Source organism: Streptococcus mitis (assembly GCF_946190335.1).
In the GTDB taxonomy this organism is placed as follows: Bacteria; Bacillota; Bacilli; order Lactobacillales; family Streptococcaceae; genus Streptococcus; species Streptococcus mitis_CH.
Window position 1 is genome coordinate 256,813 of record NZ_CAMHZN010000001.1, and the last position, 25,053, is coordinate 281,865.

Below are 25,053 nucleotides of genomic sequence, written 5' to 3' on the forward strand. Positions count from 1 at the left end.
CTCTTACTCCCTTATCTGTCCGTCACCAGTAACCACATACTTGTAGCTAGTCAACTCCTTCAATCCCATGGGACCACGCGCGTGCAGTTTCTGAGTAGAAATCCCCATTTCACAACCAAGACCAAATTGGCCACCATCTGTGAAACGAGTTGAGGCATTGACATAAACCGCTGCAGAGTCCACTTGATCTGTAAAGTAAGCTGCAGCTTCAGCATTTTCCGTCACAATGGCATCCGAATGATGGGTACTGTGAGCCTCAATATGGGCAACCGCTTCTTCTAAACTGCTCACAACCTTAACAGCTAGAACATAGTCCAAAAACTCGGTATCAAAGTCTTGTGCTTCAGCTGCGTGACCTGAAACAAACTGGCTTGCTTTGCTATCAAGTCGGAATTGAATTGGTTCCAACCCAGCTTCTTTACGCTCTGCAACTAGAACTTGCTCTAAGCGAGGAAGGAAGCTTGCTGCTTTGTCTTCATGAACAAGTAGAACCTCCATGGCATTGCAGACAGAAGGACGACTGGTTTTGGCATTGTTGATGATAGAGAGAGCCTTGTCTTCGTCTGCGTCCTTATCCACATAGACATGGACAATCCCAGTCCCTGTCTCGATAACAGGTACAATCGCATTCTCAACCACCGCATTAATCAAGCCAGCTCCTCCACGAGGAATAAGGAGGTCTAGATGTCCCTTGGCCTTCATCATAGCATAGCTACTTTCACGTCTAGTATCTTCCACAAGTTGAATCACATCTGGGTGAATAGTAGTCGTTTCCAAGCCCTTCTTCAAGGCTGTGACAATAGCATGGGCAGTTTGATAGGCATCCTTACCACTACGAAGAACAACCGCATTTCCACTTTTAAGAGCTAAAGCAGCCGCATCAGACGTCACATTTGGACGGCTTTCATAGATAATACCAATAACCCCCATAGCCACTCGTTTCTTGGTGATAACCAAACCATTTTCAAGCTGATTGGTTTCTAAAACTTCACCGATTGGATCTGGTAAAGCAACCACTTCACGAATCCCAGTTGCCATCGCTTCTATACGACCTGCATCCAAATAAAGACGATCCAGCATCACATCTGAGATTTTATCTTTGGCCGCTTCCATATCGAGAGCATTGGCCGCTAAAATTTCCTCTGTAGCAGCCACTAAGTGATCAGCCATGGCTAGCAAGGCTTGGTTTTTTACCTCTTCACTAGCTGTGTTAATCGATTTTTTAACAGCCTGTACCTGTTCAAATTGTTCTTGTGTACTTACCATAGTTTACCTCTAAAATTCTGTAAAGAGTAGTTGGATTTCAGGAGTAATGGAAATCCAGTCGTCACGGTGAATCAAGACCCCCTTGGCTTTTTGAGAACGCAACATATCCTCCAAAGCAGATGCTCCAAATTGCACACGCCCTTTTCCAAGTGATTTTCCACTTTCCTTGTCAAATACTGTCACAATATCGCCGTAAGAAAAGGCGCCTTCTGCTTCAACGATACCAGATAAAAGAAGACTCTTTCCATGTTGAGAGAGAGCTTCTGCAGCCCCTTTATCAACCCAAATAGAACCTTGACTCTGAGCATAAAAGGCCAGCCATTGTTTCTGGGTACGAAGTCCCTTCTCTTGAGCAACAAAGTAGGAACCATCCTTGGTCTCCTCAGCCGCCTCAATCATGGCATCTGACTTCAAGGATGAGCAGATATAAACAGGAACTCCTGATTCTGTCGCGATAGTTGCAGCTTTGATTTTGGTTAACATGCCCCCAGTTCCGTTTGAAGAACCTGCTCCACCGGCCATATCAATAATCTCACGATTGATGGTCTCAATTCTCTCCAAGCGTTTGGCTGTTGGATCTGAATTAGGATTTCCTGTATAGAGACCGTCTACATCTGTCAAGAGGACCAAAAGGTCTGCTTGGACCATGGCCGCTACCTGGGCACTTAGAGTGTCATTGTCCCCGACCTTGAGCTCATCAATGACGACACTGTCATTCTCGTTTATGATAGGAATCGCTCCACGGCTAAGTAGAACCGACAAAGCCTGATGGGCATTTTTATAACGGCGCTTATCCACAAAGTCATCCTGGGTCAGCAAAATTTGTGCAGAAACGATTTGGCGCAAGAGAAGATTGGTCGTGTATTCTTCCAACAAAAGCCCTTGCCCTACCGCTGCTGAAGCCTGTTTATCAGCAATCTTAGTCGGACGCTTTTTAAATCCTAAGGCTCCAAAACCGGCAGCAATGGCTCCCGACGACACCAAAATCAACTCATGACCCGCCTCGTGCAACATAGCCAACTGCTGGGTAATAGCCTTTACCTTACTACGTGATAAACTTCCATCCTCATTTGTCAGAGAAGAAGTCCCCACCTTAAAGACGATCCGTTTGTATTTCATAGTCTCACTCCGATTCTTCATATTTATCCATTATAACATGAATAGCATAAAATAGAAAAGAGTTGATAGGAAAAAGAAGGCCCTAAAACCTTCTTTTTTACTACTGTTCTGATTCCGATTTATTTGTACTCGTCTCAGAGCTTTGTGAAGTTGAAGAAGTCAAATCTTGACTAGTTGAAGCGCTTGTAACACCTTCATTCTGTCTAATTTCTTTACTTTCAAGATCTTTTTTCACTACTTCTTTGGATTCTTTTATTTCTGAATGACTTGTGACTTTAGTTGTAACAGATTTCTCGACCGGAACATCCACTAACCAGGCACCACTTGAATCAACAGTATAGCCTTCTGGTGTCTTACCGTTCACAAGCAATTGACCATTTTCTTTCAAGAAGTACCATTTATCCTTGTTTTTAATCCAACCAACAGCTCGTGAACCATCTTCCTTGTAGAAATACCAAGCATTTGCCTTTTTAAGCCAACCTTGCTTCATAGCTCCTGAATCTTCTAGATAGTAATGATGACCAGCAACTTCTATCTCGCCTGTCTTCATGATACCAGTAGAATCCATATAGTACCAGGTTTCTTTATCTTTTACCCAACCCGTTTTCATTTCTCCTGATTGAGCAAAGTAATACCATTGCCCCTTATATTGAAGCCAACCTGTCTTCATAGAGCCATCGTTTGATAAATAATAGTTCTGACTTCCAGTATTTACCCAACCAATTTCCATCTGATTTTCTTTGTTGAAATAATACCAGATTCCATCAATTTTCTTCCAATTTTTAGCAGAAGCACCAGAGTCTGTCAAATAGAACCAATGATTGTTCCATTTTTTCCATTGATTCTGTAACAAGATACCCGTTTGGTTAAAGTAATACCATTCACCTTCGATTTCATTCCAACCTACTGCATACTCTCCTGTAGAATCAGGTGCTTGATACCACCAATTCCCATATGCACTCTTATGCCAACCATCTTGAAAACTTGGAATCTGCTTGTAGGAAGTTGAAATGTTTACTAAACCATCTTGTCGAATATCAAAAACTGTTGCATCATAGTCTTTGCTGGCTGCGTTGATTCTCTCAATTCCTCGTTCTTTGAGCCAATTAACATACTCACTATCAACACCATTTTTCCAAGGTAAACTATCCGAGGTTTGAACAATCAAACTCGGACTCAAATGTTTAATGAAATCCTTGGTGTTTGATTTATTGGTATCACGGTGATGGTTAAACTTCATCAAATCAACTTTTCCAATGAGAGGACCATACTTGTCTTCTGCTCCATGAACATTATCTAAGTCGCCCCCAAGGTAAATTTTCTTACCATTGACTTTCACCACGCTAATCAAGGAATTGGAATTGTCATCCCAAATTTTCTTTAATTCACCCGACGAATCAGTTTCATTTTCATAATTATAGAGCTGAATATCCATGTCTCCAAACTGAAAATGAGCATCCCCTTGTGTGATGTTTTGAATCACTGAAACACCTTTTTCTGCAGCAGTCTGTAAAACCTTATCATAACCGTACAGATTATCCCATAAACGTTCAGAATTAGTAATACGATTATCACTATATTTTTTAAGATAGACTCGGTCAACTGGATAGGTAGACAGTAATTCATCAACATTTCCAATATGATCACTGTGAGTATGGGTCACCAATATAAAATCAAGTTTTTGGACACCCAATTCCTTCAAACGACGAAAGACACGGTCTGTCAGAACATGCTTATAAGACGTTTCAATTCCTTCTCTCCATGGATAACGAGAATCACTTCCATCTGGGAAATCATAATCTTCTCCTGTATCCACCATGGCAAAATGTCCATTGCTTTCAAGAATAATCGCATCACTGCCACCTTCTTGAACATTTATAAAGTGGATTTTATTTCCTGAACTTTCTTGAGCTTGAACATTTCCATACCATGACAAACCTAAAAAAGCGCCTGCAAGTGCTAAACTAGTTAATTTCTTTTTCATTCTTACTTTCTCAATCTCTCCAATGTTTTCTTAAAAATCTCTGGGATATCTGCTGTAAATTCCAAAATCTCACCTGTTCTCGGATGGGTAAAGCCTAGAGTCTTGGCATGGAGAAATTGTCCATGTCCTTTCAAAGTCTTGCGAGGACCATAGACCTCATCCCCAGCGACTGGATGGCCGATATAAGCCATGTGAACACGGATTTGATGGGTGCGGCCTGTTTCCAGCTGCAGCTCCACTAAGCTATAATCACCAAAGCGTTCTAAGACGTGGAAACGGGTCACTGCAGGCTTGCCTTTAGCAGTCACAGCCTGTTTCTTACGGTCTTTTTCACTCCGGCCAATCGGCGCTTCGATGACACCACGATCATTAGGCAGATTTCCATGAACAATCGCCCAATATTTGCGGAGAGACTTTTTATCCTTGAGTTCTTGGGCAAGTGCTAGATGCGCCTCATCGTTTTTAGCAATCATGAGAAGGCCTGACGTATCCTTATCAATACGGTGAACAATGCCTGGACGCAGAACCCCATTGATACCCGACAAGTCCTTAATATGATACATAAGGGCATTTACCAGAGTTCCACTAATATGACCAGCACTCGGATGCACAACCATCCCCTGAGGTTTGTTAACGACAGCCACATCCTCATCTTGGTAGATGATTTCTAGTGGAAGATTCTCAGCCACATACTCTAAGACCTCTGGTTCTGGCACATGGTAAGTGACGATATCGCCCTCTTGGACAGTATATTTAGCTTTCTTGACTTGGCCATTGACCAAGACCTGACCTGATTTGATTTGTTCATTCGCGAGACTGCGTGATAATTCTGTCAAATCTGACAAAGCCTTATCTAAACGCAGGCCACCAGTTTCAATTTTAATTTCCATTTATTTCCTCTTTTAACATTGCAATCAATAAAATAATCACTCCAACCGTCAGATAGCTATCTGCCACATTGAAAATTGCAAAGTTGATAAAGTCAAGGTGAAACATATCCACAACAAAGCCCTGACTGATCCTGTCAATAAAGTTCCCAAGACCACCTGCGATAATCAAGGTCAAACCCAAGACCATCCAGAGTGAGTCCTCCATGTGCTTATGTAGATACCAAATGGCACCTACCATAACGACAAGTGTAATGATAGCAAATAACCACTGCTGGTCTTGTAGCATCGAAAAGGCAGCCCCTCGATTTTGCAGGTAGGTCAAGCTAACAAAATTGGGAATCCAAGAGCGAACTTCACCCAGTGGAATCTGCTGGACGATATAGGATTTAACTAACTGATCCAGCCCAATCAAAAGCAGTACAATGACTGCCACTATTGCTCTTTTTTTCATGATTTCCTCTTTTGATCAAAATATTCTTGCATGACTTCCACGAAGAGAGTCCCAGCTTGACTAAGCTCCACTTCCTCACGTTTAACATAGACCATGCGATTATCTAAATTATCCTTGAGACGAATGACTGTGATGCCATTGACACTGTCACTATCTAAAAATCCAGATCCAGTCGCATAGGCATCCGTCCGCTCCAAAATGCCATTCAAAGTAGCACGGTCTGTCACATTGAACATCTGTGAGCTCGCACTGGTATCAACAAAGTTCTCTGAATAATAAAGGTACTCATCTTTCTCTTGAGTGAAACGAACCGTTGGTAGATCTGCTAAATCCTCCATGACCAATTCCTCTTTCTGAGCCAAAGGATGCCCCTCACGAAGATAAATATGGGTATGAAAGGGAATCAATTCAATGACCTCCAGACCTAGCTTTTCAACCCGTTGCATGATCCCTTTTTTATTTTGATTGTTAAGGTAGATAATCCCAATCTCACTATGCCCTTGAGCAACTTCATCTAATATTTGAACAGTAGTTGATTCAAAAATACGGAAGTTTTTATAGTCAGGATAGCGCTCTGAAAAGGCCGTAATGGTTGGTGGCAAGAAGTCATAGTGCTGACTGGCAATGGAAAATTCATCTTTTTCTTCCTCAGGATTGGCATACTGATTTTGAAAAATATCAAATCCTTTAACCAATTCTTGAGCTTTTTCATAAAATTCCATACCACGACGGGTCAAGAAAGTCCCTGAGCTGGTCCGACGGAAAATCTTAAAACCCAACTCTTTTTCCAAATCACGAACAGAAATAGACAGACTCGGCTGACTAACATACATCTTTTCAGCAGCTTCACGGAAAGTACCACTATTGGCAATGGCAACAACATAGCGTAATTGTTGAATGTTCATCTTCTACCCCCAACTTCTTTATCTTTTCATTATACCATATTTTAGAAGTTTTCCATCGAAGAAAAATAATGTCACTCATAAAATTCATCTACACTAAGAAAGAAAAAATCATGGGCACCAAAACAAAAAAATAGGCTCTCCGAAAACTCGGAAAGCCTTACTTAATGCTACTTCTAGCTTCCTCGCCTTTACATTTCAAGGCTCGGGATAAAAAGGTTCACTGGACCTTTTTATTTAGCGATTGGGTAAACAGAAACCTGCTTTTTATCGCGTCCTTTACGTTCAAAGCGTACTACGCCTTCAACTTTAGCGAACAAAGTATCGTCTCCACCACGTCCAACGTTTACACCTGGGTAGATGTGTGTACCACGTTGACGGTAAAGGATTGATCCACTTGTTACAGTTTGTCCGTCAGCTGCTTTAGCTCCAAGACGTTTCGCTTGTGAATCACGTCCGTTTGATGTAGAACCTCCACCTTTTTTGTGGGCGAAAAGTTGCAAGTTGTTAAGAGTCATTTTTAACATAATGTTTTCCTCCGTGTTAGTTTTCTGTGATAACTCTGGTTTGGACGAACTCAGAAGAGTTCTCCGATAAGTTTGCCATACCTAAGAAAAATGATTCAAAGAATAACTGGGTCATTTCTCTCTGGTGTGAAGGAAGATCTTTTGGAATTTCAACCATCAGATAGCCACCTTCATCTTCGTTTAATTCTAGGATTGGTTCATAGCCTGCAAATTTCTCAATAGAATTGATAAAGTTAATGGCAAGCGTAGAAACCGATGCACACACGACATCTAAGCCGTATTCGCCACTCTCGGCGTGTCCAGTAATTTCCGCACTCCTCAGCTCGCCATCTTCGGCTCTCTCAAAGACTGCTTGTATCATGTGTTCTCCTTAAAATTAAGCGTTGATTGCGTTGATGACAACTTTTGTATATGGTTGACGGTGACCTTGTTTACGGTGGCTACCTTTTTTAGGTTTGTACTTGTAAGTAACAACTTTCTTTTGTTTTCCTTGTTTTTCAACAGTTCCAACTACAGTAGCTCCAGCAACAAGTGGAGTTCCGACAACAGTGTTTTCACCACCAACAAGAACAACTTCGTTAAAAGTAACTTCTTGACCAGCTTCAACGTTCAATTTTTCAACGTAAACTGCTTGACCAACTTCAACTTTAACTTGTTTTCCGCCAGTTTTGATAATTGCGTATGTGCTCATTATGCACCTCCTATGATTTTTATGGGTTTCCCCGAATTTTTTGTGAAGACTCGCCTAGCATCGTGGGACGAACCACTTAAACTTGAATAATCAAGCAACGATGTTCGTGCGGTTGCACAGGAACGTGCATAGTCAACTCTTCAAGTATAACATATCTCCTATTTTCTTACAAGTAATAACACCTAAAATGAAGCTTTTTCTTTTACTTTTTTCTGCCATGAAGCAAAAAGCATGCTGAGATAAAAAATGCTCATCATAATAGGAACACCAAGAATGGTCTTTTCATGATAAAAAATCGTCAAATAGGCTGAAAAGACAACACCAAGGACAAAACTACTAAGCAGGCTAACAAATATGAAACCTTCACGCAAAAAAGGAGTGTGCTTAGTTCTAAAATAATCTCCAAAAGCCAGCATGGTCCGTTTGATATTTCCTGTCATAAATGCATTGTTGTAAGCAATACCCGATACTTCTCCAAAAGCGGTTGTCACCAACCCCATACAAAAGGCCAAGGGCGGTACTAAATAGATATTATCTACAGTCTGTGGTACAAAACCAATAATGATTGATAGGATTGCCAAAGGAATCAAGGACAGAATAGGTTTTTTCACAATTCTCAATTTTTCCTTATAAACAGTTAGTAAAAAGACCCCCATCATAAAAGCAAGTAAGGTCATTACTTTAGCACTGGCATCTGACACATTTTGTTGAATGAGTCCCACTGATAGAAAGACGACATTTCCAGTTTGTCCAGCAACAAGAGTATTCCCTCGAACAATAAAAGTATAGGCATCAACATATCCTGCACAAAACGTCAAAAAAAGCGCTAGCCTCTTAGACTGACGTGATATTTTTCTTATAGGCAGTAACCTCATTTTTCCTCCCATTTCATTTACTCATCTCATTATTGTACCACTTTCTTTGGAAAAGGCCTAGTAGCTTATTTGAAATTTTTTACCCCTTGTTGGATAGTCACATCTATCTATGTTATAATGAAAGAAGGATTTAAAATCGGAAAAGGAGTATCTATGCTTAAATTAGGTGTCATCGGAACAGGTGCTATCAGCCATCACTTCATAGAAGCAGCCCATACCAGTGAAGAATACCAGTTGGTCGCAGTCTATTCTAGAAAACTAGAAACTGCAGCAGTCTTTGCTTCTCGCTATCAGGATATCCAACTCTTCGATCAATTAGAGGACTTCTTTAAGACTTCCTTTGATGTAGTCTATATCGCCAGTCCAAACTCCTTACATTTTGCTCAGACACAAGCTGCCTTGTCTGCTGGTAAACACGTTATTCTTGAAAAGCCAGCTGTCACTCAACCACAAGAATGGCTGAATTTGATTCAAACAGCTGAGAAAAATAATTGTTTTATCTTTGAAGCAGCTCGTAATTATCACGAGAAAGCTTTCACTACTATCAAAAACTTTTTGGCAGACAAGCAAATCTTAGGAGCTGATTTCAATTATGCCAAGTATTCTTCCAAAATGCCAGATTTGTTGGCTGGGAAGACACCTAATGTCTTTTCAGACAGTTTTGCTGGTGGAGCTCTTATGGATTTGGGGATTTATCCCCTCTATGCTGCCGTTCGTCTTTTTGGAAAAGCTAATGACGTGACTTACCGTGCTCAACAGCTTGACAATAGCATTGACCTAAATGGAGACGGTATCCTCTTCTATCCAGAATTTCAGGTTCACATCAAGGCTGGGAAAAACATCACTTCCAATCTTCCTTGCGAGATTTATACGACAGATGGAACCTTGACTCTCAACACGATTGAGCATATTCGCTCAGCTATTTTTACCGACCACCAAGGACATCAAGTCCAACTCCCTATCCAACAGGCTCCTCATACGATGACTGAGGAAGTCGCTGCATTTGCACAGATGATCCAGCAACCAGACCAGACACTCTACCAGACTTGGCTGGACGATGCAAGCTCTGTTCATGACCTACTATATACCATGCGCCAGACTGCTGGCATTAGATTTGAGGCAGAAAAATGAAAAACAAACTACCGACTGAATGGCAAGAACTGAGTGACCAACTCGGTTTCCAAGAATTCACTCCCATTCAAACTCAACTATTTGAGCCCCTTCTTGCTGGAGAAAACCTCCTAGGAGTGAGCCCAACAGGAACTGGTAAGACCCTAGCTTACCTTCTACCAAGTCTTCTCAGACTACAAAAGAAAAAAGCCCAACAACTCTTGATTCTAGCACCAAATACTGAGCTTGCTGGACAGATTTTTGATGTATGTAAAACGTGGGCTGAAGCTATCTGCTTAACTACCCAACTCTTCTTATCAGGTTCGAGTCAAAAACGTCAAATTGAACGACTCAAAAAAGGACCAGAAATTCTGATTGGAACCCCTGGCCGTATCTTTGAACTGATTAAATTGAAAAAAATCAAGATGATGAATGTGGAAACCATCATCCTGGATGAATTCGACCAATTACTAGATGATTCTCAGATACACTTTGTCGAGAAAATTACTCACTACGCACCTCGTGACCACCAACTTGTCTATATGAGTGCGACAACCAAGTTTGACCAAAAGAAGATTGCGCCTAACACACGTACCATTGATCTCTCTGACCAAAAATTGGACAACATCCAGCACTTCTACATGCAGGTAGATCAACGTCACCGAGTGGATATGCTACGAAAACTGGCTCATGTAGAGAATTTCCGAGGTCTTGTCTTCTTTAACAGCCTATCAGACCTTGGAAGTGCAGAAGAAAAACTACAGTATCGGGATATCTTGGCTGTTTCCCTCGCTAGTGATGTCAATGTCAAGTTCAGAAAAGTCATCTTAGAAAAGTTTAAAGACAAGCAACTAACCCTGCTTCTTGCAACAGACCTTCTGGCACGTGGAATTGATATCGATAGCCTCGAATGTGTCGTAAACTTTGATATCCCAAGAGATATCGAAACTTACACTCATCGTGCCGGCCGTACTGGTCGTATGGGCAAGGAAGGTTATGTTATCACTCTCGTAACCCATCCTGAAGAACTCAAAAAACTTAAGAAGTTTGTAAATGTCCGTGAAATTGTCCTAAAAAATCAAGAACTCTATATAAAATAAAGCCCCCAATGAGGCTTGGTAAAAAATGAACTGCATCCCCAAAGTCAGACAAAAAATCTAACTTTGAGGATGTAGTTCACTTTTCTATTACTCTTATTTGAACGAGAGATTTTTCTTTTGCAAAATACAAGGTGTTTCACATCAGCCTTTTAAAGCTATATAAAAACTCTCCAACTATTCTATTATACCATAAAAATAAATGAATAAATAGACTTGTTTTTTTCTTTTTTTGACGTATACTAATAATAGAAAGCGCTTTAAATTAAATAAAAGGAGGTTTTATGAGAAAAGTAAATAAGGACATTTTATTCTTAGCCGGAATCATAGTCTTATGTTTTGGTTTTTTATTATTTCACATCAACCCCTATTATGCCGAACCCTATGCGACACTGAAAGAAAGAATAAATTTATTCTTTTGGGAGCTATATTGGAGACCTATAGGAACTCTCAGTATCCTTTCGGGTTGTATTATGACTTTCAAAGGATTGAAAAAATAATCTTTTACTCATGAAGAATGGAAATTTTTTATAATTATACTCAATGAAAATCAAAGAGCAAACTAGGAAGCTAGCAATAGGTTACTCAAAGAACAGTTTGAAGACTCCAAATGTGGCGAAGCCAACATGGTTTGATGAGATTTTCGAAGAGTATTCGTTTAAATCACTCAGTCTCGCATAACGTACCACCCTACACTTATGGTTATATTAGACTAAAAGCATCTTACACAGTAAACGTTCGTAAATTAGAAGTCAGGTACTTAGGCACCAACAAATGGGTTCCAGCTGGTGAAACCTCCACTATATCGAATGTTAGTGTTTGGAGCAAACTAGTCACTTGGAAATAATTCATTAGATAGATCTGGACTTTACCAGGTCTATCTTTTTATATCAAAAAAAAGAACCTTGCAAAGCAAGATTCTTTTAGTGTCTGACTTAAATAATTGTTCTTCTGGGAACTAAATCGAATTAAGCTTCGATTTCTGTAACCATACCTGAACCAACAGTACGTCCACCCTCACGGATAGAGAATGTAGTACCTTGTTCTACGGCGATTGGGTGGATCAACTCAACGTCGATTGTCACGTTATCACCAGGCATTACCATTTCAGTACCTGCTGGAAGTTCGATTGAACCTGTAACGTCAGTAGTACGGAAGTAGAATTGTGGACGGTAGTTGTTGAAGAATGGAGTGTGACGTCCACCTTCTTCTTTAGTAAGGATGTAGACTTCACCTTTGAATTTAGTGTGTGGGTTGATTGAACCTGGTTTAGCGATAACTTGTCCACGTTCGATTTCATCACGTTGAACACCACGAAGAAGGACACCTACGTTATCTCCGGCAAGACCTTCGTCAAGTTGTTTACGGAACATTTCAACACCAGTAACAACTGCTTTTTGAGTTTCTTCTTTGATACCAACGATTTCGATTTCGTCGTTGACTTTAACGATACCACGGTCGATACGTCCTGAAGCAACTGTACCACGTCCAGTGATTGAGAATACGTCCTCGACTGGAAGAAGCAATGGTTTGTCAGTGTCACGTTCTGGTTCTGGGATGTACTCATCAACTGTGTTCATCAATTCCATAACGATATCTTCGTATTTAGTGTCACCTTCAAGGGCTTTAAGAGCTGAACCTTGGATAACTGGAAGATCGTCACCTGGGAAGTCGTATTCTGACAATAGGTCACGGATTTCCATTTCAACCAATTCAAGCAATTCTTCGTCGTCAACCAAGTCAACTTTGTTCATGAAGACGATAAGGTGTTTAACACCAACCTGACGTGAAAGAAGGATGTGCTCACGAGTTTGTGGCATTGGTCCGTCAGTTGAAGCTACTACAAGGATAGCTCCGTCCATTTGAGCGGCACCAGTGATCATGTTTTTAACGTAGTCCGCGTGTCCTGGAGCGTCGATGTGAGCGTAGTGACGTTTTTCAGTTTCGTACTCAACGTGCGCAGTGTTGATTGTGATACCGCGTTCGCGTTCTTCTGGAGCAGCATCGATAGACGCATAGTCTTTAGGTTGGTTAACTGATGAAGGCAAGCGACGTGCCAAAACAGTTGTGATAGCTGCAGTTAGGGTAGTTTTACCGTGGTCAACGTGTCCGATAGTACCAATGTTAACGTGTGGTTTACTACGATCGTATTTTTCTTTTGCCATTTGAGTAAAAGCCTCCAATAAAATATATTTTATAGATAGACAGTAGGCAATACAGTCTAACTTTCCTTACTATTTTATCAAATTTCAGCTAAATTGCAAGTGTTTTACAAAGTTTTTGTGAATTATTCTTAATCTGCTAATCTAAACGGTATTTCTACTTCTATCACTTCTTTAATGAAAAAGAAAAATCAGGAATTTCCTGACTTTTACTTAGCTAATTCTCTTTCTCGTTCTTTCATTATTTTATGATTTTCATACAAACGTGATAAAAACTTAGAAATTTCTTTTAAGATAGAATAGGTTGGTACTGCAACAATCATACCAATGACACCATAGATATTACTTGATAACAAAAGCAATACTAAAATCGTAATTGGATGGACTTTCATCACACCACCTACGATACGAGGGTAGAGAATATTTCCATCCACTTGTTGAATAATCAGCATATAAATAACTGCAATCAACATTCTATGAGGATCAGTAAAGACATTGGCGATAATCATCGGAATCAAACCAATACTTGGGCCTACATAAGGAATGAGATTGGCTAATCCTGAAAAGATAGCGAAGACCAAAGCGTATTTCAAACCGATTACGCTATATCCGATAAAGGCCAAACAACCAATAATAATCGCATCAATGGCAACTCCACTAATATAGCGAGCGATTGTTGCATTCAAATTTTTTAAAAGACCTGTAATATGCAACTTATCTCGCTTTAAAACAGTACGCTCGAGCATCGGCAAGAATTTGTGACCATCTAACAAAAAATAAATTAAAAATACAGGGGTCATGATAATAATCAAAACAGTACTAAAGAGAGCAGATAGAACACTTCCGACACTATTGGTAACGCTATTTAGGATATTTTGTAAAATATCTACATAGGATAGGTTTAACTGTTGAATAGTCGCTTGAATATCCAAATTTTGAAAGGCTGGATAAGTAGATAAATCCACAATCAAATCTTGTAAACGACTATAGATAGTCTGACTAGTCGCAATCAAGCTGGTCAACTGATTAACCAAAATCGGTAAGAGATAGACGACCCCAATAACTAGCCCCCAGACCAAGGCGCACAAGGTTAGTAGAATACCAATGATACGATTAATTTTGAAATACTTTTGTAAAAAATTTACAATAGGATTGGTCAAATAATATAAAAAACCTCCTAGAAGAAAAGGAATCATGATGGTGTTTGCAACGCTTACAAAAGGCGTGATAATAGCCCCCATCTCTCTCCATAAGTAAAAAATGATTGTTAATAATAAAATCTCACTGGTCCAAAAAAATAATTTATTCTTACGAAACATGAGCTACCTCCATTCATCTATTTTACCACACTTTCAAAAAAGCTTCTTTCTTATATCATGAAACTGGGAATATTTTTTTCTTTATGATAGAATAAACTTACTATGAAAAAAATAATTTTAACTCTTTTAAGCCTTTCCGTTATTGGCTCAGCATCTACTGTTGCTGCTCAAGATTTTAATATTGCTGCTAAACATGCCATTGCCGTTGAGGCGAATACTGGTAAAATTCTCTATGAGAAAGATGCAACCCAGCCAGTTGAAATTGCTTCAATCACAAAATTGATTACGGTTTATCTTGTCTATGAAGCCTTGGAAAACGGCAGTATTACACTATCAACTCCGGTAGATATTTCTGATTATCCTTACAAATTAACGACAAATTCTGAAGCAAGTAATGTTCCTATGGAAGCTCGTAATTATACCGTCGAACAACTACTTGAAGCAACCCTAGTATCTAGTGCTAACAGTGCGGCTATTGCCCTAGCTGAGAAAATTGCTGGCTCAGAAAAAGATTTCGTCGATATGATGCGGGCAAAGCTCTTGGAATGGGGAATTCAGGATGCTACTGTTGTCAATACGACAGGTCTTAACAATGAGACTCTTGGGGATAACATTTACCCAGGATCTAAAAAAGATGAGGAAAATAAGCTCAGTGCTTATGATGTCGCTATCGTTGCTCGCAATCTCATCAAAAAATACCCACAAGTCTTGGAAATCACGAAAAAACCTTCTTCTACTTTTGCAGGAATGACAATCACTTCTACCAACTACATGTTAGAAGGTATGCCTGCTTATCGCGGTGGTTTTGATGGCCTTAAGACAGGAACAACAGACAAAGCTGGAGAATCTTTTGTTGGTACTACTTTCGAAAAAGGGATGAGGGTTATCACAGTTGTTTTGAATGCGGAACATCAAGACAATAATCCTTACGCTCGCTTCACAGCTACATCTTCACTAATGGATTATATCTCTTCTACATTCACGCTTCGTAAAATCGTTCAAAAAGGCGATGCCTACCAAGATAGTAAAGCTCCTGTACAAGATGGAAAAGAAGATGCGGTCACTGCCGTTGCCAAAGATGATATCACTCTTATTGAACGTGTTGGGGGACAATCGTCCCAAACTATTCAATTCACACCTGATTCTAAGGCAATACCAGCACCACTTGAAGCCGGAACTGTGGTTGGACATTTGACTTATGAAGACAAGGACTTGATTGGTCAAGGTTACATCACCACAGAACGTCCTAGTTTTGAAATGGTAGCAGAAAAGAAAGTTGAAAAAGCCTTCTTCTTAAAAGTTTGGTGGAATCAGTTTATCCGCTTCATCAACGAAAAATTATAAAAAAATCGCGATTTTAAACCGCGATTTTTTTGTTACAAGTTCATCTTCAAAATCCTTGATTTTGAGTAAATCTAATACTCAATGAAAATCAAAGAACAAACCAGGAAGCTAGTAGTAGGTTGCTCAAAGCACCGCTTTGAGGTTGTAAATAAAGCTGACGTGATTTGAAGAGATTTTCGAAGAGTATAAAAACAAATTTTACCCAACTGATCCTTCCATTTCATAGCTAATCAAACGGTTCAGCTCAACAGCATATTCCATTGGAAGCTCCTTTGTAAATGGCTCTACAAATCCCATAACAATCATCTCAGTTGCCTCAGATTCTGACAATCCACGGCTCATGAGGTAATAGAGTTGCTCTTCTGAAATCTTAGATACCTTAGCTTCGTGTTCCAAAGCGACTTGTGAGTTGTGAATTTCATTAAACGGAATAGTATCTGATGCTGATAAGTCATCCATGATAATGGTATCACACTCGATGTGAGAGACAGATTTCTTAGAGTTTTTATTAAAGGTTACTTGTCCACGGTAGTCAACCTTTCCTCCACCTTTAGCGATGGATTTAGACACAATAGACGAGCTGGTATGTGGAGCGTTGTGGATCATCTTAGCTCCAGTATCCTGGTGTTGCCCTGCATTAGCAAAAGCAATAGAAAGCATGGTTCCACGCGCCCCTTCTCCATCAAGGTAAACAGATGGGTATTTCATAGTTGTCTTGGCACCCAAGTTTCCATCAATCCACTCAACAGTCGCATCTTTCAAGGCTTTAGCACGTTTGGTTACCAAGTTATAGACGTTATCAGACCAGTTTTGGATGGTTGTATAACGCATATAAGCACCATCTAAGGCAAAGATTTCTACGATGGCAGCGTGCAAGCTGTTGCTTGAATAAGTTGGCGCTGTACATCCTTCTACGTAGTGAACACTTGCTCCCTCATCAACGATAATCAAGGTACGTTCAAACTGACCAGTATTTTCGTTATTGATACGGAAGTAAGTTTGAAGTGGGATATCTACCTTGATCCCTTTTGGTACGTAGATAAAGGTTCCACCAGACCATACTGCTGAGTTAAGGGCAGCCAATTTGTTATCTGTTGGCGGTACCAACTTAGCAAAGTATTGTTTAAACAAGTCTGGGTATTCCTTGAGGGCAGAATCCGTATCTGTAAAGATAATCCCCAATTTTTGGAACTCTTCCTTCATGTTGTGGTAAACCACTTCTGACTCATACTGGGCAGAGGCACCAGCTAGATAAGCACGCTCAGCTTCAGGAATCCCGATACGTTCAAAGGTTTCTTTAATTTTTTCAGGAACCTCATCCCATGAACGAGCTGGTTTATCAGATGGTTTTTGGTAGTAGATCAAGTCATCAAAATCAATCTCTGACAAGTCTGCTCCCCAAGTTTGCATGGGCATTTTTTTGAAGGTTTCATAAGACTTCAAACGGAATTCTAGCATCCACTCAGGTTCTCCCTTTGCAGCTGATAGTTCACGAATGACATCTTCATTCAATCCTTTTCCTGTCGATAGGACAGGCTCTACATCATCATGGAAACCAAATTTATATTCACCAAGGTCAATTGGTTTTGGTTCTACTCTTTCTTCAGCCATAATATCCTTTCTTTCATTCTTCATTTCTACTGATTCATAAGACAAAAGAAACTTGCCTTACTTGTTTTCTTGATTTTCAATTGTTTTCTTCAGGGCGTTCCAAGCTAGGGTTGCACACTTGATTCGTTGAGGGAATTTTGCAACGCCTGATAAGAAGGCTGCGTCTCCAAGTTGGTCTTGACGCTCATCTTTTTGCCCTTGAACCATTTCAGAAAAAATGGTCGCAAGTTCTAAGATTTCTTGTTTGGTCTTGCCTAAAACGGCATCTGTCATCATACTAGCAGAGGCAGTTGAAATCGTACATCCTGAGTTTAGAAAAGCAATATCTACCAAACGGTCCTCTGCATCAAACTTGACAGAGAGGTTGATGACATCCCCACAGGTTGGATTGTTGAGACTGATTTGTTCAGCATCTTCCAACTTTCCTTGATGATGTGGATTTTTCGAATGGTCCGCTACCACTGCCATATAAAGGCTATCTAGTTTAGAAAGTGCCATTGAAAAACTCCTTTGTCTTTTGTAAGGCATCGACTAGCTTGTCGCAATCTGCCTTTGTATTATAGATATAAAAACTTGCACGAGCTGTTGCTGGAACATCCAAATACTGGAGCAAAGGTTGCGCACAATGGTGACCTGCTCGAACAGCCACTCCTTCATAATCCAAAGCAGTCGCAAGGTCGTGCGGATGAAGATCACCTAGGTTAAAGGCAATGACACCTGAACGTTGAGCCAAGTCCTGCGAACCGTAAATAGTCAATCCTTCAATCGCCTGCAGTTTTGGATAGACGTATGCAATCAGTTCCTGTTCATGGGCTTCAATGGCATCCATACCAATCTTTTCTAGATAATCCACTGCCGCAGCAAGTCCAATTGCACCAGCCATGTTAGGAGTTCCTGCCTCGAATTTCCAAGGCAATTCCTTCCAACTAGCAGATTGCTCATAGACAAAATCAATCATCTCACCACCAAATTCTACTGGTGACATTTGTTCTAGATACTTTTCTTTACCGTAAAGAACACCAATACCAGTTGGACCCGCCATCTTGTGACCCGAAAAGGCAAAGAAGTCCACATCCAAATCCTGGACATCAATCGTCATATGAGGCGTAGATTGAGCACCATCCACCACCATGATAGCTCCCACTTGGTGGGCCAATTGAGTAATTTCTTTGATTGGATTGACCACACCAAGAACATTTGAGGCGTGAGCAAGGGAGACAAATTTCACCTTATCAGTCAATTTAGCTCGCAAATCATCCATATCCAGAGCTCCATTCTTAAGATAGACATAGACAAGCTCTGCCCCAGTCTTGCGGCAGGCTTCCTGCCAAGGAATGATGTTGGAATGGTGTTCCATGACAGAAATCAAAACCTGGTCTCCCTCAGTCAAGGCTTCCTCTGCAAAGCGCGCCACCCAGTTCAGACTGGTTGTCGTTCCTCTAGTAAAGAGAACTTCCTTTGTAGACCCTGCATTGATAAACTTACGAATGGTTTCACGAGCTGCCTCATAAGAAGCTGTCGCCCTTTCTGCCAAGGTATGAACACCACGGTGAACATTGGCATTGTCGTTCTCATAGTAGCGGTTAATCGTCTCCAGAACTGCCAGTGGTTTTTGTGTCGTCGCAGCATTGTCCAAATAAACCAATGGTTCATCATTAACAATCTGGTCTAAAATTGGAAAATCCTTGCGAATCGCTTCTACATCTAACATAGGCTACCCCTTAGCGTTTTGACAATTTTTCTTCTATAGTTGCAATCATTTCATCACGAACTTCCTTGACTGGAATCTCAACGATAACGGAGCCAAGGAAACCACGGACAACCAAACGTTCTGCAGTTACCTTATCTAAACCACGGCTCATGAGGTAGTACATGTCTTCTGGATCTACCTGACCGATAGAAGCCGCGTGACCTGCAGTAACATCATTTTCGTCAATCAAAAGAATTGGATTGGCATCTGAACGCGCTTGGTCTGAAAGCATAAGAACACGGCTCTCTTGTTGCGCATCTGCTCCCTTAGCACCCTTGATAATGTGGCCAATACCATTGAAGGTCAAGGTTGCTTTTTCAAGAATAACCCCATGTTGTAGGATATTTCCGATTGAGTTGCAACCATAGTTCGTCACTCGAGTATCAATCCCTTGTACCTGACGACCACTTGAAAGAGCTACAACCTTGAGATCTGCATGGCTACCATTTCCAATCAAGTCGCTATCAAAGTCCGCAACGACATTCCCTTCGTTCATGACACCAATAGCCCAGTCAATGCTTGCATCGTTGCCTAATTTACCACGACGGCTAATGTAGGCAGTGACGTTTTCACCTAGACGGTCAATCGCAGCAAACTTCACTTGAGCACCAGAACGCGCAATTACTTCTACTGTGATATTAGCAGTTGCTTTGGCGCTTCCTTCACCGCGTGACTCTAAACGTTCCAGATAACTAATCTTAGAGTTTTTACCAGCGATAATCATAATATGCTTGTTAAACGGCACATCGCTATCGCTGTCTTGATAGAAAATTCCTTCGATTGGTTCAGCAATTTCCACGTTATCAGGAATATAGAGAACAGCACCACTGTTAAAGTAAGCTGTATGGTAGGCTGCCAACTTATCATCATCATATTTAACTGATGACATGAAGAATTCCTCAATAAGCTCTGGAATTTCTTCTAAAGCTGAGTGAAAGTCTGTAAAGACAACACCCTGTTCAGCTAATTCAACTGGAGTTTGCTCAAAAACAGTCTGAGTTCCTACTTGAACCAATTTCAAGTGATTATCTAGAGCTGTGAAATCTGGAACATTTGCTGATGGCTCACTTTCTGTAATCGTTCCATCACCCAGATTCCAACGGTGGAATTTGACACGCTCAATAACTGGTAATTCCAAAGTCTCAATCTTGTCAAAAGCTTTTTGACGGAGATCAGCTAACCAGCTTGGTTCAGCATGCATTTCTGAAAAAAGTTTAATATTTTCTTTAGTCATTTACTTCTCCTAAAAGATACGAGGGAATTACAATTCTTCCTTGTAGTCGTAGCCAAGTTCTTCAGCTAGTTTTGCGTATCCTTCACGTTCCAAACGCGCAGCCAATTCTGGACCACCAGAAAGGACAACGCGACCTTCCATCATGACGTGTACCACATCAGGTGTGATGTAGTTCAAAAGACGTTGGTAGTGAGTGATAATCATAGCACCAAAGCCTTCACCACGCATAGCATTAACACCTTTAGAAACAACTTTAAGGGCATCAATATCAAGACCAGAATCAATCTCATCCAAAAGGGCAAATGTTGGCTCCAACATCAAAAGTTGAAGAATTTCATTACGTTTTTTCTCACCACCAGAGAAGCCTTCGTTGAGGTAACGCTCAGCCATTTCTTCTTTCATGTTGAGCAATTCCATCTTCTCATCCAATTTAGTGATAAACTCACGAACTGAAATTTTTTCATCATCTTCTTTCCCAGCATTCATGGCTGCACGAAGAAACTCAGCGTTAGTAATACCAGGAATTTCTGATGGGTATTGCATAGCAAGGAAAAGTCCCATACGCGCACGCTCGTCCACTTCCAACTCAAGGATGTTTACGCCATCAAACAAGACTTCACCTTTGGTAACTTCATAGTTTGGATTTCCCATGATAGCGGCAGAAAGAGTCGATTTACCAGTACCATTTGGTCCCATGATAGCGGCGATTTCTCCTGTTTTCAGGGTCAGGTTAACCCCTTTTAAAATTTCTTTTCCTTCAATCTCAACGTGAAGATCTTTGATCTCTAATACTGACATGATAATTCCTTTCTTTTTCAAGGCCTTTACAGTGCTTACTGGAAACATACTTGATTTCCCTAGAAAATACGGTAAAAGGTCAATAAATATACTTTTATAGTATAACAAAAAAAAGCCTAAAAGGCTTTGATTTTGTCTAGAAGCTGAGGACTAGTCTTTTCCTTTTAAATGCTGGTCAATGACATCTACAATCTTGCCCATCAAGTAACTTACTCGGAAATTTCTAAAGAGCAAAATGGCCCAAAAGGCTGCCATAATATAGCGACCAGTCATCCAGGCTTCATTGAAAAAATAGGTCTCAGCAGCTGTAAACAGCGCGATGATAATAAATTGTTGTCTATTCATAAACTTATTGTATCATGAAATCTTTCTTTAGTCTTCCTCTACCTTCACTTTATCAGCCAAAAATTCAAAACCTTCTGGAATCAGGCTTTCTTCTGCTTCTTTTTCAGATTGAGAAGATTTAGCTTTGGCTGAAAAGGCTGCACGAACTTCTTTCCATTCTTCCATGGAAATAGCTAAAATCTCGGGTGAAAAACCTGCTGCCTGACTGAGGATGTTACCAAACATGGTGTTGAGATTGTCCCGTTTCATGGTTTGACCAGCATTGAAGTTAGACTCAAAAGCAAGAATAGCATGGTGTTCATTGGCCGCAACCGGTTGAGAACCAACTAGCAGAGCCTTATCAGGGCCTCCTAGACTTTCAATTACCTCTCCCCAGGCATTCTGCAAGCGAATCAGATTTTGGCGTGCTAAATCAGGATTTTCAACGGCCTCTTGTAGGATAGATTGAACTTTATTACGATCCACACGATAGACTGTTTTGCCTGCTGTTGGACGACTAGGAGCTGGATTTGTTGGCTTAGATACAGTTCCTACATTTACCAGTTCATGTTTGAGACGGGCAACTTCCTGTCTCAGTGCAGAAATTTCACTTTCAACTGCCCCAGAAAGAGCTGCTTCAGTCTTAATCTCTGCCAAACGGATAGTCATCATCTCAGCATAAATCTTGGGCTGCAAACTAGACTTAATATCTGCTAAACTGACTGTCGCCAAGCGAATCATTTCAAACAGATTTTCTTGAGGAAGTACCAAATTCTCTACAAAGACTGGACTATGATGAGTGTTTTCTCCACCTGTTTGGACAATTAACAAGTCTCTTAAATAGTGCAAAAGATCCGTCACAAAACGAGTCATACTCTTACCATTGTCAAAAAGAAGATTCAAGCAAGACAAAGCCTTGGGAACATCCTGTTGAGATAAGGCAGCCACATAATTATCCAAGGCTGATAGACTAATGGTACCAGTAATTTCTTCAGAGATGGCAGTCGTCAGCTCGTTTCCCTGTGTCAAACTCAAGGCTTGATCCAAAATAGACAAGGCATCTCGCATTCCACCTTCAGCCCGTCTGGCAATGATTTCCACAGCCTCTGGTTCAGAACTGATATTTTCTTTTTCTAAAATATAGTGGATATGTTCCTTAATATCCTGTGTCTTAATCGATTTAAATTCAAAACGTTGCACACGGGATAGAATAGTGGCAGGAATCTTGTGCAATTCAGTAGTGGCCAAAATAAAGACCACATTCTGTGTTGGCTCTTCCAGCGTCTTTAGGAGGGCATTAAAAGCTCCTGTAGACAGCATGTGAACCTCATCTATGATATAAACCTTATAACGAGCAAGGCTAGGCGCATAGGTAGATTTATCACGAATTTCACGGATTTCATCCACCCCGTTATTAGAGGCAGCATCCATTTCAATGACATCTTCTAAACTACCATCTGTCACTGCTTGACAAATATAGCAGTTATTACAAGGTTCACCACCCACTTGATTTGGACAGTTCATAGCTTTGGCAAAAATCTTGGCTACACTGGTTTTTCCCGTTCCCCGTGGACCAGAAAAAAGATAAGCATGACTTATTTTCTCTTGCTCCACTGCTTGTTTAAGAGTCTTAGCCACAACTTCCTGTCCAACCAACTGGGAGAAGTTTTGACTTCTATATTTTCGATAAAGTGCTTGATACATTAGGCTTTCTCCTCAAACATTGTAAAGTCCCATTCTGTCATTTCAAGCAAAATAGCGACAAATTGTTCCAAATAATCTCGATCCATAGCATCATAATCATCAACCTTTGAAGAATCCAGATCCAGAACTCCAAGTAGTTGACCATTCTTTATCATTGGGACAACAATTTCACTTTTAGCTCGACTATCACAAGAAATATAGTTGGGATAAGTTGTTACATCACCAACCAGAACAGTTTCCTGAAAGTAGGCTGCCTCCCCACAAACACCTTTGCCTAGTGCAATACGGATGCAGGAAACGCCTCCTTGGAAGGGACCTAAAACCAATTCCTTTCCATCGAATAAATAAAAGCCTGCAAATACAGTATTAGGAAAGTGCGATTTTAAAAGAGCACTGGCGTTGGAAAGATTAGCCAAAACATTGTTTTCGCCTTCCAATAAAAAAGAGAGCTCCTCATTTAACATTTGATAACGTGATTTTTTTTCTGATTCTAACATAGGACTATTATATCAAAAAAGGCTTACAGACAAAAGAAAAATCCCTTGTTTAGTAAACAAAGGATTTTGTGAATTTTCAATTTGATTAAAGTTCGATATCACCGAACAAGTCAGCCATTGAGAATCCTGTTTGTGTTTCTGGAAGTTCGAAATCACGTTTTTCTTGACGTTTTGGACGACGTGGACGAGCAGCACGTTTTTCTTCTTTTTGTCCTTCTTCTTGAGCTGGACGCTCTTCAAGAGCTTTGATAGAAAGTGATACGCGCTCTGCATCTGCGTTAACTTCAAGAACTTTAACTTGAACTTCTTGACCAACTTTAAGAGCTTCTTTTGGATTTTCAATACGTTTGTGTGAAATTTGTGATACGTGAACAAGTCCATCGATACCTGGCAATACTTCAACAAATGCACCGAAGTCAGTCAAACGTTTAACTGTTCCTTCTACTACATCACCTTTAGCCAATTTTTGCTCAACGCCATCCCATGGTCCAGGTGTTGTTGCTTTAAGTGAAAGTGATACGCGTCCTTCTTCTTCGTTAAGATCAAGGATTTTCACTTCAATTTCTTCACCAACAGTTACAACTGATTTTGGTGATACGTTACGTTCGTGTGACAATTCAGTCAAGTGAACCAATCCGTCAACACCACCAAGGTCGATGAAAGCACCGAAGCTTGTGATACGTGCAACTTTACCAGTTACAACATCACCAACAGCCAATTTACCGAATACTTCAGCACGAGCTGCTGCAGTAGCTGCTTCAACAACTTCACGACGTGAAAGGATGAAGCGGTTTTCTTTAGCGTCAACTTCTTTGATTTTAGCATCAAATTCTTGACCTACAAAACGCTCAGTGTTACGTACGAAACGAGTATCCAACATTGAAGCTGGGATGAATCCACGAACACCTTCAAATTCTACTGAAAGTCCACCTTTAACGGCACGAGTTCCTTTAACAGTAACAACTTCTTCTTCACGACCAACAAGTTTGTCCCATGCTTTGCGAGCTTCAAGGCGTTTTTTAGATACAAGGTATGTAACTGTATCAGTATCTTTACCAACTACTTGACGAAGTACAAGAACATCCAATACTTCTCCTACTTTAACAAAGTCATTGATATCTGCATCGCGATCGTTTGTCAATTCGCGAAGAGTCAAGACACCTTCAACACCAGTTCCAGAGATTGCAACGTTAGCTTGAGTCGCATCAACTGTCAATACTTCAGCACTAACAACATCACCAGTCTCAACTTGGCTAACGCTATTTAGCAAATCTTCAAATTCGTTCATCTAAAAAATCCTCCAACAATCAAGTTCTTCTTAAACTTGACATACTTATAATTTTTTTCCTAAGCACCCGCAAGGACATGTTCATATCGTTCACGTCTTTCAATTATAAA

At 40.4% G+C, this 25,053-nt stretch carries 25 protein-coding genes, 1 pseudogene and 1 other annotated feature; of the genes and pseudogenes, 5 read left to right on the forward strand and 21 right to left on the reverse strand.

Going from position 1 to position 25,053, the window contains the following annotated elements:
* Nucleotides 1-3: 3 nt before the first annotated feature.
* From N8O43_RS01350 to N8O43_RS01375, 6 genes are all read right to left on the reverse strand, one after another.
* On the reverse strand, nucleotides 4-1,266 hold the full coding sequence (locus N8O43_RS01350) for a glutamate-5-semialdehyde dehydrogenase (RefSeq protein WP_125454577.1): 1,263 nt from the start codon (nucleotides 1,264-1,266) through the stop codon (nucleotides 4-6).
* Nucleotides 1,267-1,275: 9 nt separating this feature from the next.
* Complete coding sequence (gene proB, locus N8O43_RS01355) at nucleotides 1,276-2,385, reverse strand: glutamate 5-kinase (protein ID WP_261041164.1); 1,110 nt, start codon at nucleotides 2,383-2,385, stop codon at nucleotides 1,276-1,278.
* A gap of 100 nt (nucleotides 2,386-2,485) precedes the next feature.
* Nucleotides 2,486-4,369, reverse strand: a complete 1,884-nt coding sequence (gene cbpE, locus N8O43_RS01360; protein WP_261008787.1) for a phosphorylcholine esterase CbpE — start codon at nucleotides 4,367-4,369, stop codon at nucleotides 2,486-2,488.
* Between the two features lie 2 nt (nucleotides 4,370-4,371).
* Nucleotides 4,372-5,259, reverse strand: coding sequence for an RluA family pseudouridine synthase (locus tag N8O43_RS01365; protein WP_060628487.1), 888 nt, complete (start codon nucleotides 5,257-5,259; stop codon nucleotides 4,372-4,374).
* On the reverse strand, nucleotides 5,249-5,710 hold the full coding sequence (lspA, locus tag N8O43_RS01370) for a signal peptidase II (protein ID WP_004254742.1): 462 nt from the start codon (nucleotides 5,708-5,710) through the stop codon (nucleotides 5,249-5,251). The genes N8O43_RS01365 and lspA overlap by 11 nt, the downstream gene beginning before the upstream one ends.
* On the reverse strand, nucleotides 5,707-6,615 hold the full coding sequence (locus N8O43_RS01375; RefSeq protein WP_001025693.1) for a LysR family transcriptional regulator: 909 nt from the start codon (nucleotides 6,613-6,615) through the stop codon (nucleotides 5,707-5,709). The genes lspA and N8O43_RS01375 overlap by 4 nt, the downstream gene beginning before the upstream one ends.
* Here N8O43_RS01375 and N8O43_RS01380 point away from each other — a divergent pair.
* Nucleotides 6,608-6,679 (forward strand): annotated as a pseudogene (locus N8O43_RS01380) (AraC family transcriptional regulator); the annotation flags it as partial. The gene N8O43_RS01375 and the pseudogene N8O43_RS01380 sit on opposite strands and share 8 nt — an antisense overlap.
* A 166-nt stretch (nucleotides 6,680-6,845) precedes the next feature.
* On the opposite strand, the gene rpmA reads toward N8O43_RS01380, so the two are convergent.
* The 4 genes from rpmA to N8O43_RS01400 form a co-directional block, all read right to left on the reverse strand.
* Nucleotides 6,846-7,139 carry a 50S ribosomal protein L27 gene (gene rpmA / locus N8O43_RS01385; protein ID WP_001862201.1) on the reverse strand — a complete coding sequence of 98 codons (294 nt, stop codon included), beginning with the start codon at nucleotides 7,137-7,139 and terminating at the stop codon, nucleotides 6,846-6,848.
* Between the two features lie 16 nt (nucleotides 7,140-7,155).
* Nucleotides 7,156-7,500 (reverse strand): ribosomal-processing cysteine protease Prp, encoded by a 345-nt coding sequence (locus tag N8O43_RS01390; protein ID WP_000613699.1) that lies wholly within the window; start codon nucleotides 7,498-7,500, stop codon nucleotides 7,156-7,158.
* A 15-nt stretch (nucleotides 7,501-7,515) separates the two neighbouring features.
* Entirely contained in the window at nucleotides 7,516-7,830 is a 315-nt protein-coding gene (gene rplU / locus N8O43_RS01395) for a 50S ribosomal protein L21 (RefSeq protein ID WP_000109141.1), read from the reverse strand.
* Nucleotides 7,831-7,866: 36 nt separating this feature from the next.
* Nucleotides 7,867-7,954: a sequence feature (ribosomal protein L21 leader region), on the reverse strand.
* A 58-nt stretch (nucleotides 7,955-8,012) separates the two neighbouring features.
* Nucleotides 8,013-8,717, reverse strand: a complete 705-nt coding sequence (locus N8O43_RS01400) for a YoaK family protein (protein ID WP_261089172.1) — start codon at nucleotides 8,715-8,717, stop codon at nucleotides 8,013-8,015.
* Nucleotides 8,718-8,858: 141 nt separating this feature from the next.
* On the opposite strand from N8O43_RS01400, the gene N8O43_RS01405 reads away from it, so the two are divergent.
* From N8O43_RS01405 to N8O43_RS01415, 3 genes are all read left to right on the forward strand, one after another.
* A complete protein-coding gene (locus tag N8O43_RS01405; protein WP_261089174.1) occupies nucleotides 8,859-9,836 on the forward strand; it encodes a Gfo/Idh/MocA family protein in 978 nt (325 codons plus the stop codon).
* Nucleotides 9,833-10,915 (forward strand): DEAD/DEAH box helicase, encoded by a 1,083-nt coding sequence (locus N8O43_RS01410; RefSeq protein WP_261089176.1) that lies wholly within the window; start codon nucleotides 9,833-9,835, stop codon nucleotides 10,913-10,915. The genes N8O43_RS01405 and N8O43_RS01410 overlap by 4 nt, the downstream gene beginning before the upstream one ends.
* Nucleotides 10,916-11,196: 281 nt before the next feature.
* On the forward strand, nucleotides 11,197-11,412 hold the full coding sequence (locus N8O43_RS01415) for a hypothetical protein (protein ID WP_261089178.1): 216 nt from the start codon (nucleotides 11,197-11,199) through the stop codon (nucleotides 11,410-11,412).
* A gap of 468 nt (nucleotides 11,413-11,880) precedes the next feature.
* On the opposite strand, the gene tuf is transcribed toward N8O43_RS01415, so the two are convergent.
* Together tuf and N8O43_RS01425 are read right to left on the reverse strand one after the other, a co-directional pair.
* Nucleotides 11,881-13,077, reverse strand: coding sequence for an elongation factor Tu (gene tuf, locus N8O43_RS01420; RefSeq protein WP_001040726.1), 1,197 nt, complete (start codon nucleotides 13,075-13,077; stop codon nucleotides 11,881-11,883).
* 206 nt (nucleotides 13,078-13,283) lie between these two features.
* Nucleotides 13,284-14,393, reverse strand: a complete 1,110-nt coding sequence (locus N8O43_RS01425; protein ID WP_261089179.1) for an AI-2E family transporter — start codon at nucleotides 14,391-14,393, stop codon at nucleotides 13,284-13,286.
* A 102-nt stretch (nucleotides 14,394-14,495) separates the two neighbouring features.
* On the opposite strand from N8O43_RS01425, the gene pbp3 reads away from it, so the two are divergent.
* Nucleotides 14,496-15,737 carry a D-alanyl-D-alanine carboxypeptidase PBP3 gene (gene pbp3 / locus N8O43_RS01430; RefSeq protein ID WP_261089180.1) on the forward strand — a complete coding sequence of 414 codons (1,242 nt, stop codon included), beginning with the start codon at nucleotides 14,496-14,498 and terminating at the stop codon, nucleotides 15,735-15,737.
* Nucleotides 15,738-15,935: 198 nt separating this feature from the next.
* On the opposite strand, the gene sufB is transcribed toward pbp3, so the two are convergent.
* The 9 genes from sufB to rpsA all read right to left on the reverse strand — a co-directional run bounded on the left by sufB (nucleotide 15,936) and on the right by rpsA (nucleotide 24,943).
* A complete protein-coding gene (sufB, locus tag N8O43_RS01435) occupies nucleotides 15,936-17,348 on the reverse strand; it encodes a Fe-S cluster assembly protein SufB (RefSeq protein WP_261050120.1) in 1,413 nt (470 codons plus the stop codon).
* A gap of 57 nt (nucleotides 17,349-17,405) precedes the next feature.
* Nucleotides 17,406-17,846, reverse strand: coding sequence for a Fe-S cluster assembly sulfur transfer protein SufU (gene sufU, locus N8O43_RS01440; protein WP_084930118.1), 441 nt, complete (start codon nucleotides 17,844-17,846; stop codon nucleotides 17,406-17,408).
* Nucleotides 17,833-19,059 (reverse strand): cysteine desulfurase, encoded by a 1,227-nt coding sequence (locus N8O43_RS01445; protein ID WP_261089182.1) that lies wholly within the window; start codon nucleotides 19,057-19,059, stop codon nucleotides 17,833-17,835. Before N8O43_RS01445 ends, sufU begins: the two co-directional genes overlap by 14 nt.
* Nucleotides 19,060-19,069: 10 nt before the next feature.
* The gene (sufD, locus tag N8O43_RS01450) at nucleotides 19,070-20,332 is read right to left on the reverse strand and encodes a Fe-S cluster assembly protein SufD (protein WP_261008795.1); all 1,263 of its coding nucleotides are present in this window, start codon (nucleotides 20,330-20,332) and stop codon (nucleotides 19,070-19,072) included.
* A gap of 27 nt (nucleotides 20,333-20,359) precedes the next feature.
* The gene (gene sufC / locus N8O43_RS01455) at nucleotides 20,360-21,130 is read right to left on the reverse strand and encodes a Fe-S cluster assembly ATPase SufC (protein WP_000114489.1); all 771 of its coding nucleotides are present in this window, start codon (nucleotides 21,128-21,130) and stop codon (nucleotides 20,360-20,362) included.
* 150 nt (nucleotides 21,131-21,280) lie between these two features.
* Nucleotides 21,281-21,475, reverse strand: coding sequence for a DUF3272 domain-containing protein (locus tag N8O43_RS01460; RefSeq protein ID WP_001081602.1), 195 nt, complete (start codon nucleotides 21,473-21,475; stop codon nucleotides 21,281-21,283).
* Between the two features lie 27 nt (nucleotides 21,476-21,502).
* On the reverse strand, nucleotides 21,503-23,158 hold the full coding sequence (gene dnaX / locus N8O43_RS01465; RefSeq protein WP_084927523.1) for a DNA polymerase III subunit gamma/tau: 1,656 nt from the start codon (nucleotides 23,156-23,158) through the stop codon (nucleotides 21,503-21,505).
* Nucleotides 23,158-23,655: a GAF domain-containing protein gene (locus N8O43_RS01470; RefSeq protein ID WP_084930115.1), complete on the reverse strand. Its 498-nt coding sequence runs from the start codon at nucleotides 23,653-23,655 to the stop codon at nucleotides 23,158-23,160. The genes dnaX and N8O43_RS01470 overlap by 1 nt, the downstream gene beginning before the upstream one ends.
* 85 nt (nucleotides 23,656-23,740) lie before the next feature.
* Nucleotides 23,741-24,943: a 30S ribosomal protein S1 gene (rpsA, locus tag N8O43_RS01475; RefSeq protein ID WP_001001631.1), complete on the reverse strand. Its 1,203-nt coding sequence runs from the start codon at nucleotides 24,941-24,943 to the stop codon at nucleotides 23,741-23,743.
* Between the last annotated feature and the right edge of the window lie 110 nt (nucleotides 24,944-25,053).